The organism is Pandoraea nosoerga, from assembly GCF_902459585.1.
In the GTDB taxonomy this organism is placed as follows: domain Bacteria; phylum Pseudomonadota; class Gammaproteobacteria; order Burkholderiales; family Burkholderiaceae; genus Pandoraea; species Pandoraea nosoerga.
On sequence record NZ_CABPSC010000002.1, the window covers coordinates 302,295 to 327,439 of the forward strand.

General features: G+C 66.8%; 21 protein-coding genes. 15 read left to right on the forward strand and 6 right to left on the reverse strand.

The features are described 5' to 3' along the window. Positions 1–28: 28 nt before the first annotated feature. Positions 29–1,063, forward strand: a complete 1,035-nt coding sequence (locus PNO31109_RS04285; RefSeq protein WP_241013857.1) for an asparaginase — start codon at positions 29–31, stop codon at positions 1,061–1,063. A gap of 91 nt (positions 1,064–1,154) precedes the next feature. Here the strand turns inward: PNO31109_RS04285 and PNO31109_RS04290 are convergent, their stop codons facing one another. Continuing rightward, positions 1,155–1,919, reverse strand: coding sequence for an IclR family transcriptional regulator (locus PNO31109_RS04290; protein ID WP_150554397.1), 765 nt, complete (start codon positions 1,917–1,919; stop codon positions 1,155–1,157). A gap of 294 nt (positions 1,920–2,213) precedes the next feature. Between PNO31109_RS04290 and sauS the strand changes: the two genes are divergently transcribed. From sauS to PNO31109_RS04305, 3 genes are all read left to right on the forward strand, one after another. Beyond that, a complete protein-coding gene (gene sauS, locus PNO31109_RS04295) occupies positions 2,214–3,713 on the forward strand; it encodes an acylating sulfoacetaldehyde dehydrogenase (protein ID WP_150554398.1) in 1,500 nt (499 codons plus the stop codon). After that, a complete protein-coding gene (locus tag PNO31109_RS04300) occupies positions 3,710–5,368 on the forward strand; it encodes an AMP-binding protein (protein WP_241015831.1) in 1,659 nt (552 codons plus the stop codon). Before sauS ends, PNO31109_RS04300 begins: the two co-directional genes overlap by 4 nt. 131 nt (positions 5,369–5,499) lie before the next feature. Further along, complete coding sequence (locus PNO31109_RS04305; protein ID WP_150554399.1) at positions 5,500–6,888, forward strand: MFS transporter; 1,389 nt, start codon at positions 5,500–5,502, stop codon at positions 6,886–6,888. A 15-nt stretch (positions 6,889–6,903) separates the two neighbouring features. Here PNO31109_RS04305 and galE read toward each other — a convergent pair whose 3' ends face one another. Together galE and PNO31109_RS04315 are read right to left on the reverse strand one after the other, a co-directional pair. Further along, positions 6,904–7,923, reverse strand: a complete 1,020-nt coding sequence (gene galE / locus PNO31109_RS04310; RefSeq protein WP_150554400.1) for a UDP-glucose 4-epimerase GalE — start codon at positions 7,921–7,923, stop codon at positions 6,904–6,906. Beyond that, a complete protein-coding gene (locus PNO31109_RS04315) occupies positions 7,913–8,122 on the reverse strand; it encodes a hypothetical protein (protein WP_150554401.1) in 210 nt (69 codons plus the stop codon). Before PNO31109_RS04315 ends, galE begins: the two co-directional genes overlap by 11 nt. Before the next feature lie 114 nt (positions 8,123–8,236). On the opposite strand from PNO31109_RS04315, the gene PNO31109_RS04320 reads away from it, so the two are divergent. The 9 genes from PNO31109_RS04320 to PNO31109_RS04360 all read left to right on the forward strand — a co-directional run bounded on the left by PNO31109_RS04320 (position 8,237) and on the right by PNO31109_RS04360 (position 18,795). After that, positions 8,237–10,534: an ABCB family ABC transporter ATP-binding protein/permease gene (locus PNO31109_RS04320; RefSeq protein WP_150554402.1), complete on the forward strand. Its 2,298-nt coding sequence runs from the start codon at positions 8,237–8,239 to the stop codon at positions 10,532–10,534. A 1-nt stretch (position 10,535) separates the two neighbouring features. Continuing rightward, entirely contained in the window at positions 10,536–11,033 is a 498-nt protein-coding gene (locus PNO31109_RS04325) for a hypothetical protein (protein WP_150554537.1), read from the forward strand. Between the two features lie 266 nt (positions 11,034–11,299). Continuing rightward, positions 11,300–12,064 (forward strand): SDR family oxidoreductase, encoded by a 765-nt coding sequence (locus PNO31109_RS04330; RefSeq protein WP_150554403.1) that lies wholly within the window; start codon positions 11,300–11,302, stop codon positions 12,062–12,064. After that, positions 12,055–12,675: a D-glycero-alpha-D-manno-heptose-1,7-bisphosphate 7-phosphatase gene (locus PNO31109_RS04335; protein WP_150554404.1), complete on the forward strand. Its 621-nt coding sequence runs from the start codon at positions 12,055–12,057 to the stop codon at positions 12,673–12,675. Before PNO31109_RS04330 ends, PNO31109_RS04335 begins: the two co-directional genes overlap by 10 nt. Further along, the gene (locus PNO31109_RS04340) at positions 12,672–13,880 is read left to right on the forward strand and encodes a glycosyltransferase family 9 protein (RefSeq protein ID WP_150554405.1); all 1,209 of its coding nucleotides are present in this window, start codon (positions 12,672–12,674) and stop codon (positions 13,878–13,880) included. The genes PNO31109_RS04335 and PNO31109_RS04340 overlap by 4 nt, the downstream gene beginning before the upstream one ends. A gap of 1 nt (position 13,881) precedes the next feature. Beyond that, positions 13,882–15,693: a carbamoyltransferase family protein gene (locus PNO31109_RS04345; RefSeq protein WP_150554406.1), complete on the forward strand. Its 1,812-nt coding sequence runs from the start codon at positions 13,882–13,884 to the stop codon at positions 15,691–15,693. A 5-nt stretch (positions 15,694–15,698) separates the two neighbouring features. Then, the gene (locus tag PNO31109_RS04350) at positions 15,699–16,694 is read left to right on the forward strand and encodes a glycosyltransferase family 2 protein (RefSeq protein WP_150554538.1); all 996 of its coding nucleotides are present in this window, start codon (positions 15,699–15,701) and stop codon (positions 16,692–16,694) included. Continuing rightward, positions 16,691–17,863, forward strand: coding sequence for a glycosyltransferase family 9 protein (locus PNO31109_RS04355; RefSeq protein ID WP_150554407.1), 1,173 nt, complete (start codon positions 16,691–16,693; stop codon positions 17,861–17,863). Before PNO31109_RS04350 ends, PNO31109_RS04355 begins: the two co-directional genes overlap by 4 nt. Continuing rightward, on the forward strand, positions 17,851–18,795 hold the full coding sequence (locus PNO31109_RS04360; RefSeq protein ID WP_150554408.1) for a glycosyltransferase: 945 nt from the start codon (positions 17,851–17,853) through the stop codon (positions 18,793–18,795). Before PNO31109_RS04355 ends, PNO31109_RS04360 begins: the two co-directional genes overlap by 13 nt. Before the next feature lie 36 nt (positions 18,796–18,831). Here the strand turns inward: PNO31109_RS04360 and PNO31109_RS04365 are convergent, their stop codons facing one another. Then, a complete protein-coding gene (locus PNO31109_RS04365) occupies positions 18,832–19,812 on the reverse strand; it encodes a sigma-54 interaction domain-containing protein (RefSeq protein ID WP_150554409.1) in 981 nt (326 codons plus the stop codon). Positions 19,813–20,054: 242 nt separating this feature from the next. Between PNO31109_RS04365 and PNO31109_RS04370 the strand changes: the two genes are divergently transcribed. Next, positions 20,055–21,431 carry a sigma-54-dependent transcriptional regulator gene (locus tag PNO31109_RS04370; protein WP_150554410.1) on the forward strand — a complete coding sequence of 459 codons (1,377 nt, stop codon included), beginning with the start codon at positions 20,055–20,057 and terminating at the stop codon, positions 21,429–21,431. A gap of 80 nt (positions 21,432–21,511) precedes the next feature. Here PNO31109_RS04370 and PNO31109_RS04375 read toward each other — a convergent pair whose 3' ends face one another. Together PNO31109_RS04375 and PNO31109_RS04380 are read right to left on the reverse strand one after the other, a co-directional pair. Beyond that, the gene (locus PNO31109_RS04375; protein ID WP_150554411.1) at positions 21,512–22,456 is read right to left on the reverse strand and encodes a glycosyltransferase family 2 protein; all 945 of its coding nucleotides are present in this window, start codon (positions 22,454–22,456) and stop codon (positions 21,512–21,514) included. After that, positions 22,435–23,205, reverse strand: coding sequence for a PIG-L deacetylase family protein (locus PNO31109_RS04380; protein WP_150554412.1), 771 nt, complete (start codon positions 23,203–23,205; stop codon positions 22,435–22,437). Before PNO31109_RS04380 ends, PNO31109_RS04375 begins: the two co-directional genes overlap by 22 nt. A 32-nt stretch (positions 23,206–23,237) precedes the next feature. On the opposite strand from PNO31109_RS04380, the gene PNO31109_RS04385 reads away from it, so the two are divergent. Beyond that, positions 23,238–24,950 carry a PAS domain-containing hybrid sensor histidine kinase/response regulator gene (locus PNO31109_RS04385; protein WP_150554413.1) on the forward strand — a complete coding sequence of 571 codons (1,713 nt, stop codon included), beginning with the start codon at positions 23,238–23,240 and terminating at the stop codon, positions 24,948–24,950. Positions 24,951–25,145 lie beyond the last annotated feature (195 nt).

The window sequence follows — 25,145 nt, forward strand, 5'->3', positions numbered from 1 at the left end:
CCACCTCGTCGCGATGCAAGCCGTTCTGATGGCATCGCTGGCATTGACCGCGAACAGCCAGGCAACGGCGGCGGACGCCAAGCCCCGAATTCTCGTGCTGGCCACGGGCGGCACCATCGCCAGCACGGGAGATGCGCGATCGGCCATCGGTTACAACGCTGGCGGTGTGACCGCCGAACAGCTGACGGCAAGCGTGCCCGGTCTCGACAAGCTGGGGACCATCAAGGCCGAGCAGATCTCGAACATCGGCTCGCAGGACATGAACAGCAAGGTCTGGTATCAGCTCGCCGCACGCATCAAGCAGGCGTTTGACAGGAACGAAGCCGACGGCGTCGTCATCACGCATGGCACGGACACCATGGAGGAAACGGCCTTCTTCCTGGATAACGTGCTCGCGACGAGCAAGCCGGTGGTGCTCGTCGGCTCGATGCGCCCGAGCACGGCCGTCAGCGCGGACGGTCCCGGCAATCTGTACGAGGCCGTAGAAGTGGCGGCCAGCGCCCAGTCCCAGAATCGCGGCGTGCTGGTCGTGCTGAACGACACGATTCACGCACCGCGCTGGGTAACGAAGACGAACACCACCTCGGTGCAAACCTTCCAGAATCCCAATGCCGGGCCCGTCGGCTACGTCGACCCGGCGTCGGTGCGTTATCTCGCGCCGGCCGTCGGCGCACGCAAAAAGCCGCTGGAGCTGCCCAGCGCCGGCTTGCCGCGCGTCGACATCATCTATGCGCACGCCGACATGGACGCCGCGCAGATCGACGACGCGGTGCGCCGCAACGTAAAGGGCATCGTGCTCGCGGGTGTGGGCGACGGCAATGCCTCCAAGGCCGCGCTCGATGCGCTGGAAGCGGCGGCGCGCAAGGGCATCGTCGTCGTGCGGTCGTCGCGCGTGGGCGCGGGCTTCGTCAATCGCAACGTCGAAGTGTCGGACGACAAGGCCGGCTTCGTCGTCTCCTACGACCTGAATCCCCAGAAGGCCCGCGTGCTGACGCAACTGCTCATCGGCAATGGCGTGAGTTCGGCCGACAAGGTGCAAAAAGCGTTCGACGCCACTTACTGATCGCCCGGCGGCCGCGGCCGCGCTCGCCAGGCGGATCGGGAGCGTGGTGGTGGCAAGGGGGAGGGGGCGGCGGTGTCCGGCCGCCGCGCCCTCACTCCCTGAAGGTGCGCGCGGTCTCTTCGGCCGCGTGCCGCAGCTCCGGCTCGAAGGCCAGCAGGTCGTCGAGCGTGAGCCGGCCGATCGGCGCCTGTACCGCGATGGCCGCGCAAGCGCGCGTGCGACTGAGCATCACCGGCACCGCAATCGCGATCAGTCCCTGCAAATGTTCCTGATTGTTGATGGCCATCTTGCGCCGTCGCGTGCGAGCGAGCTCCTGGCGCAGCGCCTCGCGATCGGTGAGCGTGTGATCGGAAAAGCGCCGCAGCGGCAGGGTGTCGATCAGGCGTTCGCGCCGCTCTTTGGGTAGAAAGCTCATCAACACCTTGCCGCTCGCCGAACAGTGCATCGGCACATGCGAACCCGGCTGCAGATGCATGCGCAGCGGCCACTCCGTCTCCACGCGGTCGACATAGATCACGTCGTTGCCCGAGAGCATCGTGAGGTTGCACGTCTCGCCGATCCGCGCGACGAGTTGCTGCAGCAGGCCGTGCCGTGCGGCGGCCGGCCCCGTTTGCATCAGCACGTTGATGGCGAGCGCACGCACGCGGGGCGAGCATTCATAGCGACGATCGTTCGCGCTGCGCGTGATGAGCCAGGCGTCCTTGAGCTGCGTCAGGATGCGATGCACGGTCTGCTTGGGCAGTCCCAGCGCATTGACCAGGTCCATCATCGAGAGCGGGCCACCCGCGTCGGCCAGGACTTCGAGCACGCGAAACGCCCGGACCGCGGCCGCGTTCGATTGGTTCGATGCCGTCATTCTCCCCTCCTGATACAAGGCGCGCTCGCGCCGCGGCGCGCACGTCCGTGCGGGGCCGTTCCTGAAGTCGCGCCGCATGGGTGATCCGCGCTATCCACGCGGCTTACCTGCGATTCTGCATCGTTTTCATTACTTTTGCGGACTGAACGGGTCCCGAATATCGAGACAGCCTGTACACCCGTCGACACTGTCCGGTTTGTCCGGAAATTTGAGACCTGCGGCACTCCCCGGTTGGCTAGATTGAGTACGCGAACTCAAGCAAAAACCGGCGTTTCACGCATCAGGAGACATCTCATGAATTCACGGGCTTTCGGCGCCGTCGTCACCTCATCCCCGCAATCGCCTTTGCCACAGGACGCGCGCTCGCTTGCCGCCACGGCTCGCGCCGCCGGCGCAGCGTGCGAGCAGGTGCAGGTCGCTGAACTCGTCGCACGCGCCCGAGCGGCACAGCGCACCTTCGCCATTGCCGGACAGCGCACGCTCGACACGGCTGCCAGTGCGGCGGCGTGGGCCATCATGGAGCCCGCACGCAATCGCCAACTCGCCGAGCTCGCCGTCGCCGACACCGGGCTCGGCAACGTCGACGACAAGATCCAGAAGAATTTTCGCAAGACGCTCGGGCTGCTGCGCGACCTGCATGGCCGCCGCACCACCGGCGTCATCGCGCAAGACGCCGCGCGCGGCATCGTCGAGATTGCGCGGGCCGTAGGTGTCGTAGCCGCGATCACGCCGTCGACCAATCCGGCCGCCACGCCGGCCAACAAGATCATCAACGCGCTCAAATGCGGCAACGCGGTGATCGTCGCGCCGTCGCCGAAGGGGTATTCCGCCTGCGCGCTGCTTCTTCGCTTCATCCACGCGGAACTCGCCAAGGCGTCGCTTTCGCCGGATCTCGTGCAGATGTTGCCCGCGCCGATCAGCAAGGCGGCCACCGCGGCGTTGATGCAGCAGGTCGATCTGGTCGTCGCGACCGGCTCCCAGGCGAACGTGCGCATGGCCTACACGAGCGGCACGCCGGCTTTCGGCGTCGGCGCCGGCAACGTGGCGTCGATCGTTACGGCAAGCGCCGATCTGGCCGATGCGGCGCAGAAGATCGCCCGCTCGAAGACGTTCGACAACGCCACGAGCTGCTCGTCCGAGAACAGCGTGGTGATCGAGGATGCCGTATACGCGCCGATGATCGAGGCGCTGCGGGCGGCGGGCGGCGTATTGCTCGACGAGGCCCAGAAGCGTGCGCTTCAGGCGGTCATGTGGGTCGACGGCAAGCTCTCGGCGCAGTGCACGGCCAAATCGGCGCAAGTGATTGCGCGACTTGCCGGGCTGGCGTCGGTTGCGGCGCAGCAGCCGGCCTTTCTGATGGTCGAGGAGACGGGAACCGGCGCGGATCATCCGTTCTCGGGCGAGAAGCTCTCGCCGGTGCTCACGGTCTATCGCGCACGCGATTTTGTCGACGCCATGTCGCTCGTCGAACGGCTTTACGCCTATATGGGCGCCGGCCATTCTGTCGGACTTCATGGGGGCGACCCGGCACAGGCCGTGCAACTCGGCCAGACGCTGCCCGTCGCCCGGGTGATTGTCAACCAGGCGCATTGCTTCGCCACCGGCGGGAATTTCGACAACGGTCTGCCGTTCTCGCTTTCGATGGGCTGCGGCACGTGGGGCAAGAACAACTTCACGGACAACCTCGGCTTTCGCCAGTACCTGAACGTGACTCGCGTGGCATATCCGATCGCCGCGGTGGTGCCCGAAGTCGACGATCTGCTGGCGGACTATTTCGGGAGGTTCGGACGATGAACGCACCGATGAACCCTGTCCTGGACGCCGTACCGGAGGCCGAGTCCACTGGAGCCACTGCACCCGCTGCACCCGGCGCAGCGGCGACCCTGCGCGAGTTGATCGAAGCGCAGGCGTTGGCGTTCGGCGACAAACCCTACCTGCTGAGGACGGGCGAGGGCAGCGAACCGGAGAGCGAGACCCAGGGCGATGCGCCCGCACTGACTTTCGCGGCGCTGCGCGACGACTGCCGGGAACTCGCGAGGCGTTTTGCCCGCGCGGGGCTCCGGCCGGGCGACATCGTGTCGGTGTGCATGGGCAACGGCCTGCAGACGGCACGCTTGATTCTGGCGGCAATGTACGGCGGTCTCGTCGTCAATCCGATCAATCTGCTGTGTCAGCCCGCGCAGTTGCAGTACATCGTCGAGCATTCGGACACCCGGATGATTTTCGTGTCGCCCGCCATGCTGCCCGCGCTAACGCAGGCGGTGGACGCGGCGCACGCCGGCGGCATGCGCCGTCCCGTCGCGCTGGTCTGCGTTTCGCCCGACGACGCCCGTTTGCCGGACATCCCGACGCTCGGCGCCTCGCATACCCCGCGCGTCTCGCCAACGCCGGCCGGGCAGGACATGCGCGACGTCGCCTTGCTGATGTACACGTCGGGCACCACGGGTCTGCCCAAGGGCGTACTGCTCACGCACGGCAATCTGCTGGCCAATGCGGGCTTCATCAGTGCCGAACATCGGCTGACCCCCGACGATCGCGTGCTGGCAGCGCTGCCGCTCTATCACATCAACGGCCTGGTGGTGACGCTGCTCACGCCGCTGTTCCACGGAGGATCGGTGGTAATGGCGCCGAAGTTTTCGGCGCGCACGTTCTGGCGCGACGTCGTTGCGACCCGGTGCTCGTGGATCAACGTCGTGCCGACCATCGTGGCGTACCTGCTCGACGGCGAGATGCCCGACCGGGAGGCTCTCGCGTCGCTGCGCTTTTGCCGCAGCGCGTCGGCGGCCTTGCCGGGCGACCATCATCGGGCGTTCGAGGCACGCTTTGGCATCGGCATCATCGAGACGATGGGCATGACCGAAACGGCGGCGCCCGTATTCAGCAATCCGTTCGACGCGAGCCGGCGGCGTGTGGGCAGCATCGGCCTGCCCTCGGGCGGCGAGGCGAAAGTCGTTCGCCGCGATGGCACGCGGGCAACAGCGGGCGAGACCGGCGAGCTGGTGTTGCGCGGCGCCCAGGTGATGCGCGGCTACTACAAGCGTCCCGAGGAAACCGCGGCCGCGTTCACGAGCGACGGATGGCTGCGCACCGGTGACCTCGGGTATTGCGACGAGGATGGCTATTTCTACATCACGGGGCGCGCCAAGGAACTGATCATCAAGGGCGGGGAGAACATTGCGCCGCGCGAGATCGACGAAGCGCTGCTGCGACATCCGGGCGTGCTCGACGCCGCGGCCGTGGGCGTGCCGGACCCCGCTTACGGGCAGGAAATCGTGGCGTTCGTCGTGGTGCGCGAGCGCACGGAGGGCAGCGTCGATGCGGCGGCCTTGCGCGAGCACTGCCTGCAGACGCTCGGCCGCTACAAGACGCCAAAGGAGTTCCGGTTCGTGACCGACCTGCCCAGGGGGCCGTCCGGGAAGGTGCAGCGCCTGAAGCTGCTGCAGCCCTAGCCGATGGCCGGGGCGCCGGGCGACGCACCCCGCATCCGTCGTTCGTCCTCTGGCCGCCCGTTCACCGTAGTACCGCGCAAGACGCGATCGCAGGCGCGAGACGCCGGCGACGTAAATACATAGGAGACAACATGAACAAGCCCCCTCGTCGCGTGAAAACGCGGCACATCATTCTCGCGGTCATGTGCCTGATGTATTTCATCTCGTACATCGATCGCGTCAACATTGCCGTGGCCGGCCCCTTCATTCGCCAGGAAATGGGGCTGACGTCGGTACAACTCGGCCTCGTCTTCTCGGCGTTCGCTTATCCCTATGCCGCGATGCAGATCTTCGGCGGATGGCTGGCCGATCGTTACGGCCCGAAGCTCGTATTGACGGTGCTGTCGCTGATCTGGGGCGCCGCGACGCTCGCGACCGGTTTTGCCGGAAGTATCGCGATGCTCGTGGCGCTGCGGTTCCTGCTGGGCGTGGGCGAGGGCGGGGCGTTTCCCACCGCCACGCGCGCGTTCACGTACTGGATGCCGGTGGGCGAGCGCGGCTTCGCGCAGGGCATCACGCATAGCTTCGCGCGCCTGGGCGGGGCGATCACGCCGCCGGTCGTACTGGCCATCGTGGTCGCCTTCGGCTGGCGCGAAGCGTTCATCGTGCTGGGCGTAGTGAGCCTTGCGTGGACGGCGCTCTACGCGAAGGTGTTTAGCAATACGCCCGAGCAGCATCGGCACATCACACCGGAGGAGACGGCGGAGATCGGCTATCGCGCAGGCGACTGCGAGCGCGCCAAGCGCGCGTCCACGCCATGGCGAAAACTCGTGCGCCGTATGTGGCTCGTGACGTTCGTCGACTTTTGCTACGGCTGGCTGCTCTGGGTCTATCTCACCTGGATGCCGTCGTATCTGCGCGAGTCGCAGGGTTTCGATCTCAAGCAGTTGGCGTTGTTCACGGCGTTGCCGTTGCTCGCCGGGGTGGTGGGCGACACGCTCGGCGGCGTGGTCTCCGACAAGCTTTACAAGGCCACCGGGCGTCTACGCCTTGCACGCGTGTCGGTGCTGGTCGTCGGCATGGGGGGATCCCTGGCGTTCCTGCTGCCGCTGACGGCAGTCTCCGATCCGATGACGGCGGTGCTGTTGCTCTGCGCGTCGTTCTTCTTCCTCGAGATCACGAACCCGGTGCTGTGGACGCTGCCGCTCGATATCGCAGGCAGGTACGCCGGGACGGCCGGCGGCATGATGAATACCGGCTTCGGCCTTGCAGGCATGGTCTCGCCGGTGGCGTTCGGCTATCTCATTGAAACGAGCGGCAACTACAACGTACCGTTCGCCATCTCGGCGGTGCTGCTGGGCGTCGGCGTGGTGGCCGCGCTTTTCATCGACACGAACAAGACGGTGGAGAAGGATGAGGCGCAAGAGGAAGCTGCCGCGCGTTTCGGCGCGTCGGCAACGGCGGCACCCGCCGCGCCGATGTGGGTCGCCGCCGGCCCGCACCGCCATGCGCTGCGGCGTCCGTTGCGCTGGCGCCGATAGCGGGGCAGCGGATGATCACGCGTAGCCCGACGGGTTATTGACCTGCCAGCGCCAATGGTCCACGCACATGCGCTCGATCCCGTACTTGGCTGTCCAGCCCAGCAGCGTTTGCGCCAGCGACGTCGAGGCATAGCAGCACGCCACGTCACCCGCGCGGCGGGGCATGAACTCGTGCGGCACGCGCTGTCCGCAGTTGGCCTCGAACGCCTGGATCAGCTGCAGGACGGAATAGCCGCGGCCAGTCCCGAGGTTCACCGTGAAGCCATGGTTCAGGCGCCGCAGCGCGTCGAGCGCCTTCACGTGCCCCTCGGCAAGGTCCATCACGTGGACATAGTCGCGCACACCCGTGCCGTCTACCGTGTCCCAGTCGTTGCCGAACACCTTTAACGTCGGCTGGCGGCCCATCGCGACGCGCGTGACGATCGGCATCAGGTTATTGGGGGTGCCGAGCGGGTCCTCGCCGATCCGGCCGCTCTCGTGCGCGCCGACCGGATTGAAGTACCGCAGCATGGCGATGCGCCACGCGGGATCCGCGTTGGCCGTATCGCGAAGTATGGTCTCGCCGATGAGCTTCGTCTGCCCATAGGGACTCGCCGCCGAAAGCGCACATGCCTCGTCGATGGGGACCCTCTCGGGGTTGCCGTACACCGACGCCGAAGAGCTGAAAACCAGGTCGCGCACGCCGTGCTGCTGCATGACCTTCACCAGCGCGAGCACGGCGCCGACGTTGTTGCAGTAGTATTCGACGGGCTTGCTGACCGATTCGCCCACGGCCTTGAGCGCGGCGAAGTGAATGACGCAGGAGATGTCGAAGTCGGTAAAAATCCGATCCAGCACGCGCTCCGAGCATACGTCGCCTTCGATGAATACCGGCGCACGCCCACAGATTTCGGCAATGCGCTCCACGACAATCCTGCGGCTGTTGATCAGATTGTCGACGATGACCACGTCGTAGCCGCTGTCGAGCAGCGCCACGCATGTGTGCGAACCGATGTAGCCGGTGCCTCCCGTCACGAGAACTGTCTCACGACGCATTGTTGCGATCCTCTTGATCCTCTGGAATGCCGGCATCATAAGCCGGCACCCCCGACAAAGCAAATACAGCGAAAGCAAATACCATGCCGCCGCCGGCACGGTGCGCCTTTGGCGGTTGCAGCCGCCGGGCGCACGCCGCGCTGCCTATTTGCATGCGTTTGCAGTTTTCTCCCGTCTTCGCCCCGTCAGCGCCGGTCATTGCCCGCGACTTGCCCGCCCATCCGCACGTTCCGGCCTTGGTACGAGTCTTGCGAATCCATGGGGTCCGAATCCATGGGGGCTTGCCACGCCACGCCCGGCGACCACGAAGCTCATGACACCGAAGACGAACTCCACCCCCGGCAACGTGAGATGGCAGATCGCGACCTACCTCTGGCAGGCGGTGCGCGCGCACGGCTGGCGCGTGGTCATTGCGCTGGCGCTGCTCCTGGCGGCAAAGCTCGCGTCGGTGTCGGTCCCGGTCCTGCTCAAGCGCATCGTGGACGAACTGGGCACGCCCACGCCGGCCATGCTGCCCGTATTCCTGATACTCGGCTACGCCATCGTGCGTTTCCTGTCCAACGCCTTCAATGAAGTGCGCGACGTCGCCTTTTCCGAAGTCACGCAACGCACGGTCGCCGACCTCACCGTCAAGACCTTTTCCCACCTGCATCACCTGAGCGCGCGATTTCACGCGCAACGGGAAACCGGTGCGGTCATTCGCGACATGGAAAAGGGCACCACGGCCGTGGGATTCCTGCTGGGCGTCTCGCTCTTCGCGATCGTGCCGACCGTCGTCGAGATCGCGATGATTCTGGCGATCATCGTGCGCAACTACGGTGGCGGATTTCTCGCGATCATCGCCGTGACGTTCCTGTCCTACGCGGCGTGGACCGCCTACGCCACGCGCCGGCGCATGCGCATGCAAAAGCAGGTCAACGCACTCGAAGCGGTGCAGAGCAGTCGCATCGTCGACAGCCTGCTCAATGCCGATACCGTGAAGTACTTCGCGCGCGAGTCGTTCGAGACCGAGCGCCTGCGCGTGGTCGCCGACGACTGGGCGAAGGCGGGCGTGGCCAATCAGTCCGCGCTCTCGGCGCTGCACATCGGGCAAAGCGCGTGCATCGGCGCCGGCATTGCCGCCGTCATGCTGCTCGCCGGTCAGCACGTCATGACACGCGCCATGACCATCGGCGATCTGGTGCTCATCAACGCGTACATCATCCAGGTGAGCTTGCCGCTCAATTCGCTGGGTTTCGTTTTTCGGGAGACGAACGATGCCATCAGCAACATCGAACGGCTTTTTGCGCTGCTGTTCGCCAGGGGCCGTCCGGACGAGGACAACGACGCGCGCGACGCGCGTGCGCTCGTCGTCACCGGCGGGGCCATCGAATTCTCGGGGGTGGACTTCAGCTACGAACCGGGTCGTCAACTCCTGCACGACGTTTCGTTTCGCGTGGGCAGCGGCCAGACAGTGGCGATCGTGGGCGGCAGCGGCTCGGGAAAATCGACGCTGGCGCGCCTGCTGTTCCGCTTGTACCAGCCCGACGCCGGCACCATACGCATCGACGGTCAGGATCTGCGCGAGGTCACACAGCAAAGCGTGCGCGACGCCATCGGCATCGTGCCGCAGGACACGATCCTGTTCAACGACACGCTCGCGTACAACATCGCTTACGGTCGCCCGGGCGCCACGCGCGCGGACGTGGTCAAGGCCGCCCGCAGCGCGCAGCTCGCCCCGTTCATCGAAGCCCTGCCCGACGCCTACGAAACCCGCGTCGGCGAGCGCGGCATGCGTCTGTCCGGCGGGGAGCGTCAGCGCATCGCCATCGCTCGCGCCTTGCTCAAACGCCCGCCGATCATCGTTTTCGATGAAGCGACGTCGGCGCTCGACACCCGCACCGAGCGGGCGATCCAGGTCGAAATGATGCAACTGGCCGAACAACGCACGAGTTTGCTGATCGCACACCGACTGTCCACGGTGGTCGGCGCGGACTGGATCCTCGTGATGGACCGCGGGCGCATCGTGGAGCAAGGCCGGCACGACGATCTACTCGCCCGCGGCAGCGTCTACGCCCAGTTGTGGCACCTGCAGGAACAACAGCGCGAACTGGAGCAGGTCGAGCGCCGCGTCGTCATGCGCCCGGTCCGGCTGGTGCCTTTCGTCGAGGGCGTGCTCGACGCGCTGCGCGAGCCGTTGCTCGAGCATCGCACCGAGCTCAATCGCGAAATGGCCACGGACGACCCCGTCGTCACCATCGACGCCCCGGGCATGCACCACCTGCTGTGGGAAATTCTGCGCTTCGCCGTGGAAATGACAGGGCAGGGAGGACGGCTCGATGTTCGCGTGATGCACGGCGCGACGGAAGCGGCGATCGTGCTGGGCAGCCCGCTGTTCGACGCGCCCGAACTCTCGCTGCTCGACTTTACCGCCATCCAGGCGAGCCTGGAACAACACGGCGCATACCTCACGCGCACGCACGACGATGAGGGTGTCACCCTGCGCATCACGCTGCCGCTGGCCGTGCAGGGCCCCGGCGGCGAGCACGATCCTCCCGCGTCCCCCTCCGGAGAACCCCATGCCGACACTCACGCAACGCCTCAACACCCCTCAGAACCTCACCGCCTTTGATATGACGCGCTACAACGGAAGTCACTTCGCCAATCGCGAAGCCGCCATCGAGGCGCTCGAATTGCTCATGCCCACGCTGCTGAGCGCCATGCAGAACGACACCGTGGGGCAGAGCGGCTGTCTGCACATTGTCGTGATGGACCCCGCAATGGGGCCCGATGTCGCAACGTTCGAGGAATCGATTCTCTATGAGCTCTCGCTGCCTGATCCGAAGCAGTGGGACGCCGACTACGGCGCCTATGCTCGCGCCAAGGCCCGCGTGTCGTGGCTCACGGGCAAGGACAGCCGCGTCGTGCAGCTATGCGAACCGTACCGGCTGCGCAGCGGCGACACCAACCTGTGGGGCAGCGTCGCGCAACACGGCATCGTAGTGGCCGTATCCGGCGCACAGCCGCATTTCGACGAGGCGCTGGCCGGCTGTGTGGCGCACTGTCTGCGGGCCGTGGCGCAGCATCGCGCCAACAGCACGCCAGAGACGCTCGCGCTCTCGGACGACTGAACGAGAGCGCCGCAGCACCGGGCATCGCCAAATTACATGCGGCTGGCAGAAAGGCAGGGCACGTATGCGGCCCTGCCGGCGCGTCGCATGTCGCAAACGCCCGGGCGACGCCCGCGCATCGTGTGGAACCCTTTACGAAACATGGGGTTACACGTACCGACCAAGCACGGCTCGTCGTCCTTTCGTGGCTGGCATGCAATTCGCTCTGTCTCCGACAGTTGTCCTGTCAACCGTTGTGCCATTCCGAATGTCATTCAGGAGTCAGCATGTCAGCAAAGGAACATCAAGATGCGCGAGCGACAACCGAACCACCGCTGCGAGGCAAGAACGTCCTCGTGACGGGCGGTGCACGGGGCCTTGGCGCGGCGATTTGCGAGAACCTTGCGAGTGCGGGCGCGCGCGTCACGCTGGCCGACGTCGACCGCGCACTGGCCTCGACGACCTGCGAGCGCCTGACCGCGCGTGGGCTGGACGTGGCGTTTCAATGCTTCGATGTTCGCCACGAAGCGTCGGTCACCGAGGCGGTCCATGACGCCCGCACGCGCATGGGCGGGCTCGATGTGGTCGTCAACAATGCCGGTATCGACATCACCGCGCCGGTCGACGAAGTGAGCGCGAGCGCTTGGCACGACGTGCTCATGACGAACCTTTTCGGGCCGTACCTCCTGTGTCACGCGGCCGTGCCGATGATGCGCGCGTGCGGCGGCGGACATATCGTCAACATCGCCTCGACGGCCGCCAAGCGCGCGTGGCCGAACGCATCGGCCTACCACGCCACGAAGTGGGGACTGCTCGGCCTGTCGCATGCGCTGCATGCGGAGCTGCGCGATGCGGGCATCAAGGTCACCGCCATCGTCGCCGGCGGCATGCGCACGCCGTTCCTGCTCGATCGCTTCCCCGACATCGACGAAACGACCCTGCAACCGCCCGAAAACGTGGCCAATACCGTGCGCTTCGTCCTGACGCAGCCCGAGGGCACCGTCATCCCGGAGGTCATGGTGCTGCCGATACGAGAAACATCATGGCCGTGATCGCCGGCGAGCACACCCCGGAGGGCGCCATTCTGATCGACAAGGACGGCACGTTGATCGACGACGATCCGTTCAATGTCGAGCCAGCCCGGATCCGCCTGGCGCCCGGCGCAGAGCAGGCGCTGTGCGAGTTTGCGTCGCTGCGCTGGCCGGTGGCGATCGTTTCCAACCAGCCAGGCGTGGCGTTCGGGTACTTCGCGGAGTCGGAGCTCAACGGCGTGCGCGAGCACCTCGCGCGGGTCATGGCGGACTACGGCGTCGATTTCGCCGGCTTTTTCTACTGTCCGCACCACCCTCAGGGCCGCGACGCCGCCTATCGCACCGTCTGCGCATGCCGCAAGCCGGCGCCCGGGCTGCTCCAGGCCGCCGCGCGCCACATCGGCGTGCCGCTGTCGCGCTGCTGGATGATCGGCGACATTCTCGACGACGTGGAAGCCGGCAACGTGGCGGGCTGCCAGACGATCCTCGTCGACTGCGGCAACGAGACGCAATGGCGCACGGGCGCGCACCGCACGCCGGATCACACGGTGTCCGCCATCGACCAGGCGGCGCGTCTGGTGGTCTCGCACGCGCGCGAGACGGCCAACATCGCCGTCGGGAGGTTGTCATGAGTTGCTGGCGCGCCGCGCGACGCATTCTCTGCGTCCGGCTCGACAACATGGGCGACGTACTGATGACGACACCCGCAATGCGTGCCCTCAGGCAGTCCGGGCATGAACGCCATCTCACCCTGCTGACGTCGTCGTCCGCCGCGAAGCTCGCACCGTTCCTCAATATGGTCGATGACGTATGGGCTTACGACGCGCCGTGGGTCAAGCACCCCGTGGCGTCCACGCCGCAGGCGGATCTCGACATGATCGAACGGCTGCGTCGCGCGCACTTCGACGCGGCGGTGATCTTCACGGTGTATTCGCAAAGCCCGCTGCCCGCCGCGATGATGTGTCGGCTCGCCGGCATTCCGCTGCGGCTCGCCCACTGCCGGGAAAATCCATACGAGTTGCTCACCGAGCGCATTGTCGAGAGCGAGCCGCATTCGGTGACGCGGCACGAAGTGGCGCGCCAGCTCGCGCTCGTGCAGTCGGTCGGCGCCATGACGTCGGACGAACGCCTCGGCTTCGACGTCCAGCGTCAGGATCGCCGGGCCATCGCCGAACTGCTCGCCGCGGCGCGTCATCACCACTCAGCCGGCCGCTGGCTCGTGATTCATCCGGGCGCCAGTGCGTCGTCGCGCCGGTGGCCTGCCGAGCGCTTCGGCGAGGCCGGCGCCCAGCTGGCGCGCGACTTCGACGGCATTGCCGTGACCGGCAGCCACGGCGAGCAGGCGCTCGTCGCGGCCGTCTGCGCCCGCATCGGCACAAAGGCGGTGCCGCTCGCCGGTGCATTGTCGCTGGGCAAGCTCGCGGCGTTGATCGAACGGGCCGATCTGCTGGTGGCCAACAACACGGGCCCGGTCCATATCGCGGCGGCCGTCGGCACACCCGTGGTGGATCTCTACGCGCTCACCAACCCGCAGCACCGCCCCTGGCAGGTGCCGAACCGCGTGCTCAACGTCGACGTGCCATGCCGAAACTGCTACCGCAGCGTATGCGACCAGCCGGGCCACCCGTGCCTCACGGGCGTATCTCCGGACGCGGTCGTTGCGGCGGCGCGTCACCTGTTGCCGCGCATTTCGCCGGCCGGGCAGGACGGGCGCGACGAACCGCCCCGCGCGGCGTTGTTGCGTCCCGCACGCCATGACGCGCACGACCGGTCCGCGGCCGGCACCGCCGTCCGTTCTGGTGTCGACGCACCCCACATTCTTGCAAGGAGCCGCTGACATGCCGCCGTCCACAACGCGCTATACCCTGGGCATCAATGCCGCATTTCACGACAGCGCCGCTTGCCTGATACGTGACGGTCAGGTCGTCGCGGCGGCCGAAGAGGAGCGCTTCACCCATATCAAGCACGGCAAGCGTCCCGTGCCGTTCTCGGCCTGGGAGCTGCCTTACCACGCCATCGACTATTGTCTTCAGGCGGCAGATATCGAAATGCGCGACGTCCACGACGTGGCTTATGCCTACGACCCGTGGCGGCAAATCGCGCGCGGGGATATTCCCGGCATCGAGATGAGCGGCGAGAAGCCCGACGACGCAACGCAGGCGTTCATGCAACTGCCGTTGATGCCATCGGCGCATGCACGGGCTGCGGAAAACGGCTCGCCATGGGATCCGCTGTTCCTGTCCTACGTCGTCAACGCGCCGCGCCAGCTCGCCGACGGCGCACCGCACCATTTGCAAAGACGATTTCGCGGCCTGCGCCATGACGGCCCCTACCAGTGGCACCACGTGGAACACCACTTGGCTCACGAGGCCAGTGCGTTCCTTGCGGCGCCGTTCGAGCGTTGCGCGGTGCTGACGATGGACGGCCGCGGTGAGCTGGTCACCACGAGCTACGGCCTATTCGACGGGAAGCGGTATCAGCGCATCAAACAGATCGACCTGCCGAACTCGCTCGGGCTGCTCTATGAGCGCATTACGCGGCATCTGGGGTTCCTGCATTCGTCTGACGAGTACAAGGTGATGGCGCTGGCCTCGTTCGGACAGCCGTCGTACCTGCCGGAGATGCAGGCGCTGGCGCGGTACGCCGGTCATGGCGCCTACGTCACGCCGGAGCGCGATCTCACCGAGCTGCTGGGCCCGGCACGCCAGCGCGGCTGGCCGCTGGAGCAGCGCCACTTCGACATTGCGCGATCGTTGCAGGAGACGCTCGAGTCGATCGTCCTCGACATGGCGCACTGGCTGGCGAAGGAGACAGGTGAGCGGTGCCTGGCGATGGCCGGCGGCGTGGCGCTCAACTGCGTGATGAACGCGCGCGTGCGAGACGAGGGGCCTTTCGAATCGGTGTGGGTGCAGCCGGCCGCCGGCGATGCCGGGACGGCGTTGGGCGCGGCGCTGTGGGTCGATTTCCAGCAGCGCGGCGCGCGCGGCGACTGGCGCATGGAGCACGCCTATCTCGGGCCGTCGTTCGAGGAAACGGAGATCAAGGCGTTTCTCGACGAGGCCAAGCTTCGCTACCGCCGGCTCGACGACGTGCCGCGCGAGACAGCCAGGCTGCTCGCGCAGAACCGCGTGATCGGCTGGTTCCAGGGGCGGATGGAGTTCGGGCCGCGCGCCCTTGGCGCCCGCTCGATTCTGGCCTCGCCGATCGACCCCGGCATGCAGCAGCGCCTGAACCAGATCAAGGACCGCGAGGACTTTCGTCCGGTCGCGCCGGTGGTGCTCGAAGAGAAGGCCCACGAGTGGTTCCGCCCGAGACCGCGCGATGGGGCCGGGCGAGGTGACAAGCTGTACGCGCCGTTCATGTTGTTCGTGTACGGCATTGTCCCTGGGCAGGACGCGCGTATTCCCGCGGTGTGCCACGTCGACGGCACGGCGCGGGTGCAGACCATCAACGCGTCGCAAAACCCTGACTATCACGCGCTGCTCACCGAGTTCGAAACGCTGACCGGTGTGCCTGTGCTGGTCAACACGTCGTTCAACACGCGCGGCGAGCCTATCGTCTGCACGCCGCGCGACGCGCTCGAGTGCTTCTGGGCGTCCCCCCTCGACGCCCTGGTCATCGGTCCGTTCCTGCTGGAGAAGGCGCAATGACATCGATGGATTGCGCGGCGCATTCCCGTCTCGTCGTGTCGGTCGTGGTGCCGACGTGGCGCCGTGCGGATCTGCTGCGCCGGTGCCTCGCGGCGCTGTGCGCACAGCGGTTCGACCCCACGGCGTTCGAAATCATCGTGGCCGACGACGGACCCGACGACGCAACGCGCGACGTCGTGGCCGAATTTCAGGCACGCACCGCCGGCGCCCCGGCCGTCATCTATCTGCCGATATCGAAGACGCAAGGGCCGGCCGCCGCGCGCAACGCCGGTTGGCGGCGGGCGCAGGCGCCGGTGGTGGCCTTCACTGACGACGACACCATTGCCGATCCGCTTTGGCTGCGAGGCGGCTGCGCTGCGCTGCTGTGCGAGCCGCAGGCCGCCGCGGTGGCGGGCGAAATCGAGATGCCGATTTCCGATCCGCCCACGGATTACGAACGCGATGCGAGTGGACTCGCGCACGCCGAATTCGCCACGGCGAACTGCTTCGTGCGGCGCAGCGCGCTCGTGTCGGTGGGGGGCTTCGACGAGCGTTTCACGCGTGCCTGGCGCGAAGACGCCGACCTCATGTTCGCGCTGCGCAACGTTGGCGCCATCTCGCGCGCGCCTGGCGCGCGCGTGGTGCATCCGGTGCGTCCGGCGCACTGGGGGGTGAGCATCGGCCAGCAGTCGAAGGTCTTCTTCGACGCCTTGCTCTACAAGAAATACCCGGCGCTGTATCGGCGGCATATCCGGCCCTCGCCGCCCTGGTTGTACTACACGGCGGGCATTGCGCTGGTGCTCGCCGCGGGACTGACCATCTTCGCGCAGTACGTCGCCGCGGCTGCCGCGCTGGTGGTGTGGGCCGTCGCCACGGCCGTCTTCTGCGTCAGACGGTTGCGAAACACCGCGCGTACACCGGCGCACGTTGCCGAAATGATCTGGACTTCGATCGCCATTCCGCCGGTCTCGCTGTACTGGCGCCTGCGGGCCGGTCTTCATTTCAGGGTGCTATTCCTATGAGTTCGCTCCCGATATCTGCCGCACCGTACTGTCCGGCGGACACGCCGACGACCTACCCGGGCACGGCGCCGCGCCTGGCCATTCCGAATTTGGGCAAGCATCGCCGCATCGTCGTGTTCCGCGCGCTGCAACTGGGCGACATGCTGTGCGCCGTGCCGGCGCTGCGCGCGATCCGGCAGGGCGAGCCTGCCGCGCGCATCACGCTCGTCGGGCTGCCATGGGCCGAGTCATTCGCGACCCGCTTCAAATCGTACATCGACGACTTCCTGCCGTTTCCGGGGGCGCCCGGCCTGCCCGAGCAGGGCGCGGACGCAGCGCAGTTGCGGGCGTTCGAGCGGCAATGTCGCGAGCGCCGCTTCGATCTCGCGGTGCAGTTGCACGGCAGCGGCGCGTATTCAAACGCCGTGGTGGGCCGGATGGGTGCGCAGTGCAGCGCGGGCTTCGTGCCGCACGACGGCGCCGCCGCCACGCCGGCCCGCGCCGACGGAGAGGGCGTCGAGCACGGCCTGCCGTGGCCCGAGTCCGGTTCCGAAGTCCACCGATGTCTCGAGCTCACGCGAGCAATGGGCTATCAGGATTGGGGCGATCACCTGGAATTTCCGCTCGCCGCGCTCGATTACGCTACCTTCCAGGTGCTGTGCGACAAGTTCCGCCTGGAGCCGGGACGCTTCGTCGTCATTCATCCGGGCTCGAGAATGCCGTCGCGCCGCTGGCCGGTGGAGCGCTACGCCAGCGTGGCGGACAAGGTCGCGCGCGAAGGCTACCGTGTAGTGCTCACCGGGGGAGCGCACGAGCGCGATATCGCGCAGGCGCTCACGGCGCGCACGCACGAACCCATCATCGATTTCTGCAGCAAGACGTCGCTCGGCACGCTCGCGGCGCTCATCGCGCATGCGCGGCTGCTGATCTGCAACGACACGGGCGTCTCGCACATCGCCGCCGCGATGGGCACGCGCAGCGTGGTGGTGGCATGCGGCAGCGACGTGGCACGCTGGGCGCCGCTCAACGCACAACGTCACGACATGCTGGCCAAGCATCCGAAGTGCCGGCCCTGCATGTTCCACTCCTGCCCTTACGGACACGAGTGCGCGACGGAAATCTCGGTCGCCCAGGTGATGCGCCACGTCAGAACGATGCTCAACGCGGGAGATTCGGTATGCGACGGCTGAAAGTGCTGACCTGGCAGGTCCACGGCAACTATCTGTTCTATCTCTCGCACGCGCCGCACGACTTCTACATCGTGACGAAGCCGGGCAACCCGGCCGGCTATGCGCGCTGCGGCAACGCACTGCCGTGGGGCACGAACGTGCACGAGGTGCCGTACCACGCCGTTGCGCAGACCGAGTTCGATTGCGTGCTGTACCAGCACCACCGGCACTATCTCGAGGACGGGCCCGCGTTGTTGAGCGAGGCGCAGCGCCGATTGCCGACGGCGTTCGTGGAGCACGATCCGCCCCAGGGCCATCCGACCGACACGCGCCATCCGGTGCAGGATCCCGACGTCATGCTCGTTCATGTGACGCCGTTCAATGCGCTGATGTGGGATTCGGGGGACACGCCCACGCGCGTCATCGAGCATGGCGTGCGGCTCGTCGAAGAGGTCGAATGGCATGGCACGCTGCCCAAAGGCATCACGGTCGTCAATCATCTCGCCCGACGCGGCCGACGACTGGGCGCCGACGTCTTCGAGCGGCTGCGCGCCGAAATTCCACTGGATCTCGTTGGCATGGACGCGCAGGCGCTGGGCGGTATCGGCGAGATTCCGGCGTCGGAATTGCCACGCTTTATGAGTGCGTACCGCTTTTTCTTCAACCCGATTCGGTACACGAGCCTCGGGCTTGCCGTCATCGAGGCCATGATGGCGGGCCTGCCGATCGTGGCGCTGGCCACCACGGAAATGGCAATGCTCGTTCGCTCGGGATACAACGGCGTGGCCGATACGCGCTTGCACGTGCTCGCCGAGGCCATGCGTCAACTGATACGCGATCCCGCAACCGCGAGGGAATGGGGCGAGGCCGCGCGGCGCGATGCACGCGAGCGTTTCGACATCGGCCGCTTTGCGCACGACTGGGACTGCGCGCTTCGGGAGCTCACGCAATAGACGCGCGCAGACTGCGATGGCCGTGGCGTGCTCGCCCTACGCCGGGCTCGTGTCTGCCGCTTGCGCCGTCTGGGCGTCGGTCATCAGGGCGAGGCGGTTATAGAGCGTCTTCAGACTGATTCCGAGCGCCTTGGCCGTGCGCGGCTTGTCCCCGCCGAAGTGGCGCAGCGCGGCCGCGATGAACGACTGCTGCGCCTGCGCCAGCGTGGCGCCGATGGGGATGCTGAGCGCGCCATCGAGAACCTGTTCGCGCCGACGGGGGGCGGGCAGCGGTTCGAGCTCGAGGTCGCCGTCGGCCATGATGAACGCTCGCTCGATCGTGTTGTGCAGCTCTCGCACGTTGCCCGGCCACGGGTGGCGGCGCAAGACGGTGAGAGACTGCGGCGTCAGACGCTTGCCCGTCCCGTTACTGGCGTTGAGCCGGTCGACGTGAGACTGGGCGAGGGCGACCACGTCGTTCTCGCGACGCCGCAGCGGCGGCACGTACAGCGCGAAAGCCGCGAGGCGGAAAAGCAGGTCCTGCCGCAGCCGGCCCTCGCGTACCGCCCGGCCTGGATTGGCGTTGGTCGCGGCGATGATGCGCGTGTCGAAGCCGACCGGCTCCTGAGCGCCGACGCGGACCACGGCCCTCGTCTCGAGCGCGCGCAGCAGCTTGACCTGCAGCGCCATCGGCATGTCCTGGATTTCGTCGAGAAAGAGGGTGCCCCGCGTGGCGGCTTCGAAAAATCCGATGTGCTGCGACACGGCGCCGGTGAAACTGCCGCGCTCGTGGCCGAACAATTGCGACTCCGCGAGCTCCTGCACAATGGCGGCACAGTTCACGGCGACGAAGGGATAGGGGTGACGCGGGCTCACGTCATGAAGATAGCGCGCCACGACTTCCTTGCCGCTACCGCTTTCGCCCACGATGAGCACGTTCGCCGGAACGCTCGCGAAACGCTCGATCCTCGCGCGCAGTTCCGTCACGCCGCGCGAATCTCCCACGAGCCGTGCGCGGGCTTCCTCTTGCACTGCCATGCACTTCTCCTCATTGCCCCGAGTGACCCGTCCGGTAGCGCCGGATCTGTAAGACGGCGCCGACAGACGCTCGTTCGGATTCCGTCTATAAAAGAGTAACGTATCGCGCGCAGCAACGGATTGATTGTTTGGTCGCCCGAGGGCTTTCGGATAGCTACATTGCATGGTCCGACGCGGCAACCTTCGGCGTCCGCTTGCTGTCCGAACAACGTGATGGTAGCGAACCGGAAGAGGCCTGCGCCATGCCATACATTCTCATCGTCGAAGACGACCAGGACACCCGCGAAATGCTGAGTGCCCTGGCACATGCCCAGCAGTTGAACTGTGATGCGGTGCCAACGCTTGCCCAGGCGCGTGAAAAGATCGCCAAACGCGTGCCGGACCTGATCCTCGCCGATCTCATGCTCCCGGACGGCGATGGCATGACACTGATCGATGATTTCCCGCATGCCGCCGACGTCGAGGTCGTGCTCATGACCGGGCACGCGAGCCTCGACACCGCCATCGATGCATTGCGGCGCGGTGCGGCGGACTATCTGGTCAAGCCGATCAATATGCAGCGGCTAAACGGCATTCTGGCCAGAGTGCCCCGCACCGACGAGCTGCGCGGCGAAATCCTCGCGCTGCGCGCGCAGCTGCAGCAACTCGGCCGCTTCGGCCGCATGCTGGGCAACTCGCCCGTGATGCAGGACGTGTATCGCGCGATCAGCCGCGTGGCACCCAGCGAGGCGGCGGTATTTCTGATGGGGGAGTCGGGCACGGGCAAGGAACTGGCTGCGCAGACCGTCCACGATCTGAGCTTGCGACGCAAAGGCCCGTTCGTGGCGGTCAACTGCGGGGCGATTGCCGCCAATCTGGTCGAAAGCGAAATGTTTGGCCATGATCGCGGCAGCTTCACGGGCGCCGAGCGCCAGCACAAGGGCTTCTTCGAACGCGCTGACGGCGGCACGCTGTTCCTCGACGAAGTGACCGAGATGCCGCCCGAGTCGCAGGTGAAACTGTTGCGCGTGCTGGAGACCGGCAAGCTGACCCGCTTGGGCTCCACGCAGGAGATCAGCGTCGACGTGCGCATCATCGCCGCGACCAACGTCAACCCTGAAGCGGCGGTGAGCGACGGCCGTTTCCGGCTCGACCTCTATCACCGCCTGAACGTCTTTCCGATCACGCTGCCGCCATTGCGCGAGCGCGGCGACGACATCCCGATGCTCGCACAGGCCTTCCTCGCGGCACTGACCGACACGGACGGACGGCAGATGATATTCAGCGAAGCCACGCTCAAGGCGCTGCGCGCCTACGACTGGCCGGGCAATGTGCGCGAACTGCGCAATCTTGTGCAACGTGCGCGCATTCTGAACGACGGCGACGTGATCGATACACTGCCGCCGCCCATTCTCGCGGAGTTCGACGAAGCGATCGTCAACGATGACAGCGTGACGGTGCCGCTCGACACGCCGCTCGAGGACATGGACCGCAAGCTGATCCTCGGCACGCTCGAACGCTGCGGCGGCGTGAAGGCACGGGCCGCGGAAATGCTCAATATCAGCCTGAAGACGCTGTATAGCCGCCTTGCCGAGCCGGCGGAGAAGGACGAGAGTCCACCGACGGCGCGTTCACGATGATCCCCGCCCCGCAACTTGTCCTCGCAGGTCGCCGTCATCTGCCGTCGCAGCGCGTTGTCGCGGATCTTCGCCACGGCCAGTCACGCCTGGGCCTCGGAAAACGCGAGCCTGCGCTGCGCGGCCGCTACGCGACGCCGCATGTTTTCCACACGCCGCGGGATCACGTTGCGTTCCCTGAGCGTCCAGGCAAGCCCGCTCAGCGTGCGCGCCCAGCCGGCAATGCCGCCGGCCTCGCGCCACACGTCCGGCGCGAGGCGCCAGGTTTCGCGCAGCGCCGCGCCCAGGGGAAGCCGCAACCAGGCCGTCCAGACCGCGTTGCGCGCGAGCGTCGCCCGGCGGGCGAGCGCGTCGCGCATGAGCGAAGGGTAGTGATGCACCGTCAACTGGTCACTGTAGACGAGGGTCCACCCCTGCGCGGCGATGTCGAGCGCGAGCAGCGACTCCTCGCCGCCGAGAAAGAAGCGCGGATGGTAGCCACCCGCCGCAACGAAGGCGGCACGGCGAAATACGGTGGCGCCGGCGAGCATGCCGAGAATGGTCGGCCCCGGCTGCTTGGGGAAGGTGTCGAGCGGACTGTGGCGCATGAGCCGGCTGGTGGCGTCTTCGCGGCGTTCCACGCCGACGAGCACGCGCGCCGTGATCGCGCCGATGTGCGTGTGCTTGTCGAGATAGTCGGCGGCAAGGCACAGCGACCCGGGTTCCCACCACGTATCGTCGTCGCAGAAGGCGACGTAGGGCGTTTTGGCATTGCGCACGCCGATGTTGCGGGCGCACGCGCCCAGATTGGCGGTGGAGCGCAGCAGGGTGACGCCGGGGAACTGCTCGCGGACCATCTCGGCAAGTTCGCGTTCGGAGCCGTTGTCCACCACGACGATGGACGGCCGGTCGGGCAGCGCGACCAGACGACGCAGCGTGCGCCGCAATTCGAACGGGCGCCGATGGGACAGCACCACGACGGTGAGACGCGGATCCCGCTGCCCGGAAACGCGGGCAGGGCAAGCACTCAAAGCGATACAGGAGACCATTGCAGTTGCCAGTAACTCTCGGAAGTGTTCAGATCGATCAGTGCCTCCGGGTCAAGCAGACCCAGTTGGCTCTCGTAAGCCTGCATGGCGGTGACCTTGACCGCTGCAAAGTCGCTGCCCGCCATCTCAGGCGGCATGGGATCGGCCCGACGGGCCGCATAGCCCTGTTCGCGCCACTGACGCACGCGGGCGGCCACGAGCCCGCTCAGCCGACGGTACGGCATGTCCTCGTAAAACCACCAGCGCCCGAGCTCCCGCACGCCCGCATCGGCTTCGGCGACGTCCCCCGCCAGTGCGGGCACGGCTTCGTGCAGCATCGCCCATATCGCGTCGTACACCAGCGCGTGGTCGCTGTGGAACAGCCCGAGAGGCGCGAGGATGCGGCGCCCCGGGTATTGCTCGATCACCTCGCGCAACGCCGGCACGATCGTCTGCGGCGTGTTGCCTTCGCAGTACTGCCGGTCCAGGAAGGGCAGCCAGAGCGGCTGGGCGCTCAGCATCTCGAGCGCCGCACGGTCCTCGAGGTGGCGCGCCTGCATGGCGGCACGCCCCGAGGCAAAGCCCGCAGCCCGGTCCCACGGCGGCGCCTCGCCGTCGTCGGCCGGCACGCCGGCGAAAACCGTCACGACAGTGCTGCCGGGCGAGGCGGCGAGCAGCCGTCCGCAACTGAAGACGGCATCATCGAGATGCGGAGAAATCACGAGCCATTTCGACGTTTCCGGCGGCTCGGGAAGGAGACTTTGCGTCATGTTGGGCATCCTGGATCGTTGCGGTGGCCATCGTGAACAGCAAATATCGTGCCCGTCGCTGGATAGCCCTCCTCTTTGCGGCCCTGGTTGCCGTGTTCGTCGACTTGCTCGTGCGACCGCTGGTGTCGGTGGAACTGGAGTGGGTCACGTCGCTCGCTTACGTACCGGTGATCCTGCTCGCGGCGTACCTCTTTCGCAGCGGCGCTTCGAGGCGGCAAGCGCAAGGCGTGCTCGACGCCGTGCCCGACGCCGTGGTCAGTATCGACAGTTGCCTTCGCGTCACGCAGTGGAACCCGGCCGCCGAGCGCATGTTCGGGCTCGCGGCGAGCGAGGCCCTGGGCAAGACGGTGGAAGACCTCGTGGCGAGGCACTGGCTGGCCCGCCACCCGCTGCACCGTCCGCTGAGCGCCGCATCGGCGAGCGTGTCCGGCATCGATATCGTGTGCCTGCGCTCGGACGGTCGGCCGTTTCGCGCCGCGCTCTCCAGCGCCCCTTTGCGGGATACGCGAGGGCAGTGCATCGGGGCAACCGCGGTGCTGCGCGACGAGAGTCAGAAGCATGTCGACAATCGCCGCATCCAGCGGTCCCTGCGCGGTGCACGCGACGAGCGCGACCAGGCGGACACGTCGAACCGCATGAAGGACGAATTGCTCGCCACGGTCTCGCACGAGCTGCGCACGCCGCTCAACGCCATCTATGGGTGGATCGAGGTGCTGCGCCATCCTTCGGGAAAGGACATGCAGTCACAGGCCGTCGATGCAATCGACCGCAGCGCGCGCTCGCTGGCACACATGGTCGACGACATCCTCGACGTGTCGTCGCTCGCCACGGGCAAGCTGCGTCTGGAGCGGGTGTTGCTCGACGTGGAGCGCATCGTGCACGACGTGACGGTCACCATGCAGACGATGGCCGCCGCCGAAGGCGTGAGCCTGAGCTCGGACGTATCCGCCATGACCGGCCTGCTGGTCGGCGACGGCGAGCGTTTGCGCCAGATGCTCACCAATCTCGTATCGAACGCCATCAAGTTCACGCCCAAAGGGGGGCAGGTGAAAGTGACCCTTGAACAGGAAGCCCGCTGGCTGCGTCTATCGGTCATCGACACGGGACAAGGCATTGCCGCCGACTTCCTGCCGTATGTGTTCGACGCGTTCCGGCGCGCCTCGGACGCGCCCGTGTCGCCGCGCCGCGGGCTGGGGCTCGGGTTGTCGATCGTGCGCCACATTGCGGAGCTGCATGGGGGCAGCGTCGAAGTGGCGAGCCGCGGCGTGGGCACCGGTAGCCGCTTCACCGTGCGACTCCCACTCGACGGGCCGCCGCCGCGTACGGTGCATCCCGACACGGCGCCGCTGCTGATGCAGCCGACCACCGTGCTCGAGGGGCAGCATGTGCTGCTCGTGGATGACGATGCGCCGTCGCGCGAAAGCTTGGCCGCGGCACTGCGCACGCTCGGCGCCGTCGTCACGGAGGCGCGCAGCGGGCAGGAAGGGCTCGCCGCCCTGCACCGGGACACGCCAAGCATCGTGCTCTCCGATCTCGAGATGCCCGACGGGGACGGCTTCTGGCTCGTGCGCCAGATCAACGAGACGTTCGCCAGGCGCGAGCCCGTGCCCGTGCTGGCCGTGACGGCGCATGCGGACAACGCCCAGCGGCGCCTCGCGCTAGCAGCCGGCTTTCGGGCATACGTCGCCAAGCCGGTCGACGTGCGTGCGCTCGCGCGCCAGATCCTGACGCTGACGACCCAATGACGTCGCGCCGTTCCGATGCCGTTTGGATGCCGTTTGGATGCCGTTTGGATGCCGTTTGGATGCCGGCTCGATGCCGGTTCGATGCCGGTTCGATGTTTCGCCTGTTTCAGCGTTTCAGCGTCTCAGCGCTTTTTCGCCTTTTCAGCGTTGCGGCATTTCGGCGTGCCATTTTTTCAAGCGTGCTGTGAAAATTAC

Excerpts from the sequence above, each read along its gene's own strand:
- PNO31109_RS04285 (WP_241013857.1), top strand. The coding sequence starts at position 29 with ATGGCATCGCTGGCATTGACCGCGAACAGCCAGGCAACGGCGGCGGAC.
- PNO31109_RS04290 (WP_150554397.1), bottom strand. The coding sequence starts at position 1,919 with ATGACGGCATCGAACCAATCGAACGCGGCCGCGGTCCGGGCGTTTCGC.
- sauS (WP_150554398.1), top strand. The coding sequence starts at position 2,214 with ATGAATTCACGGGCTTTCGGCGCCGTCGTCACCTCATCCCCGCAATCG.
- PNO31109_RS04300 (WP_241015831.1), top strand. The coding sequence starts at position 3,710 with ATGAACGCACCGATGAACCCTGTCCTGGACGCCGTACCGGAGGCCGAG.
- PNO31109_RS04305 (WP_150554399.1), top strand. The coding sequence starts at position 5,500 with ATGAACAAGCCCCCTCGTCGCGTGAAAACGCGGCACATCATTCTCGCG.
- galE (WP_150554400.1), bottom strand. The coding sequence starts at position 7,923 with ATGCGTCGTGAGACAGTTCTCGTGACGGGAGGCACCGGCTACATCGGT.
- PNO31109_RS04315 (WP_150554401.1), bottom strand. The coding sequence starts at position 8,122 with ATGACCGGCGCTGACGGGGCGAAGACGGGAGAAAACTGCAAACGCATG.
- PNO31109_RS04320 (WP_150554402.1), top strand. The coding sequence starts at position 8,237 with ATGACACCGAAGACGAACTCCACCCCCGGCAACGTGAGATGGCAGATC.
- PNO31109_RS04325 (WP_150554537.1), top strand. The coding sequence starts at position 10,536 with ATGACGCGCTACAACGGAAGTCACTTCGCCAATCGCGAAGCCGCCATC.
- PNO31109_RS04330 (WP_150554403.1), top strand. The coding sequence starts at position 11,300 with ATGTCAGCAAAGGAACATCAAGATGCGCGAGCGACAACCGAACCACCG.
- PNO31109_RS04335 (WP_150554404.1), top strand. The coding sequence starts at position 12,055 with ATGGCCGTGATCGCCGGCGAGCACACCCCGGAGGGCGCCATTCTGATC.
- PNO31109_RS04340 (WP_150554405.1), top strand. The coding sequence starts at position 12,672 with ATGAGTTGCTGGCGCGCCGCGCGACGCATTCTCTGCGTCCGGCTCGAC.
- PNO31109_RS04345 (WP_150554406.1), top strand. The coding sequence starts at position 13,882 with ATGCCGCCGTCCACAACGCGCTATACCCTGGGCATCAATGCCGCATTT.
- PNO31109_RS04350 (WP_150554538.1), top strand. The coding sequence starts at position 15,699 with ATGGATTGCGCGGCGCATTCCCGTCTCGTCGTGTCGGTCGTGGTGCCG.
- PNO31109_RS04355 (WP_150554407.1), top strand. The coding sequence starts at position 16,691 with ATGAGTTCGCTCCCGATATCTGCCGCACCGTACTGTCCGGCGGACACG.
- PNO31109_RS04360 (WP_150554408.1), top strand. The coding sequence starts at position 17,851 with ATGCGACGGCTGAAAGTGCTGACCTGGCAGGTCCACGGCAACTATCTG.
- PNO31109_RS04365 (WP_150554409.1), bottom strand. The coding sequence starts at position 19,812 with ATGGCAGTGCAAGAGGAAGCCCGCGCACGGCTCGTGGGAGATTCGCGC.
- PNO31109_RS04370 (WP_150554410.1), top strand. The coding sequence starts at position 20,055 with ATGCCATACATTCTCATCGTCGAAGACGACCAGGACACCCGCGAAATG.
- PNO31109_RS04375 (WP_150554411.1), bottom strand. The coding sequence starts at position 22,456 with ATGGTCTCCTGTATCGCTTTGAGTGCTTGCCCTGCCCGCGTTTCCGGG.
- PNO31109_RS04380 (WP_150554412.1), bottom strand. The coding sequence starts at position 23,205 with ATGACGCAAAGTCTCCTTCCCGAGCCGCCGGAAACGTCGAAATGGCTC.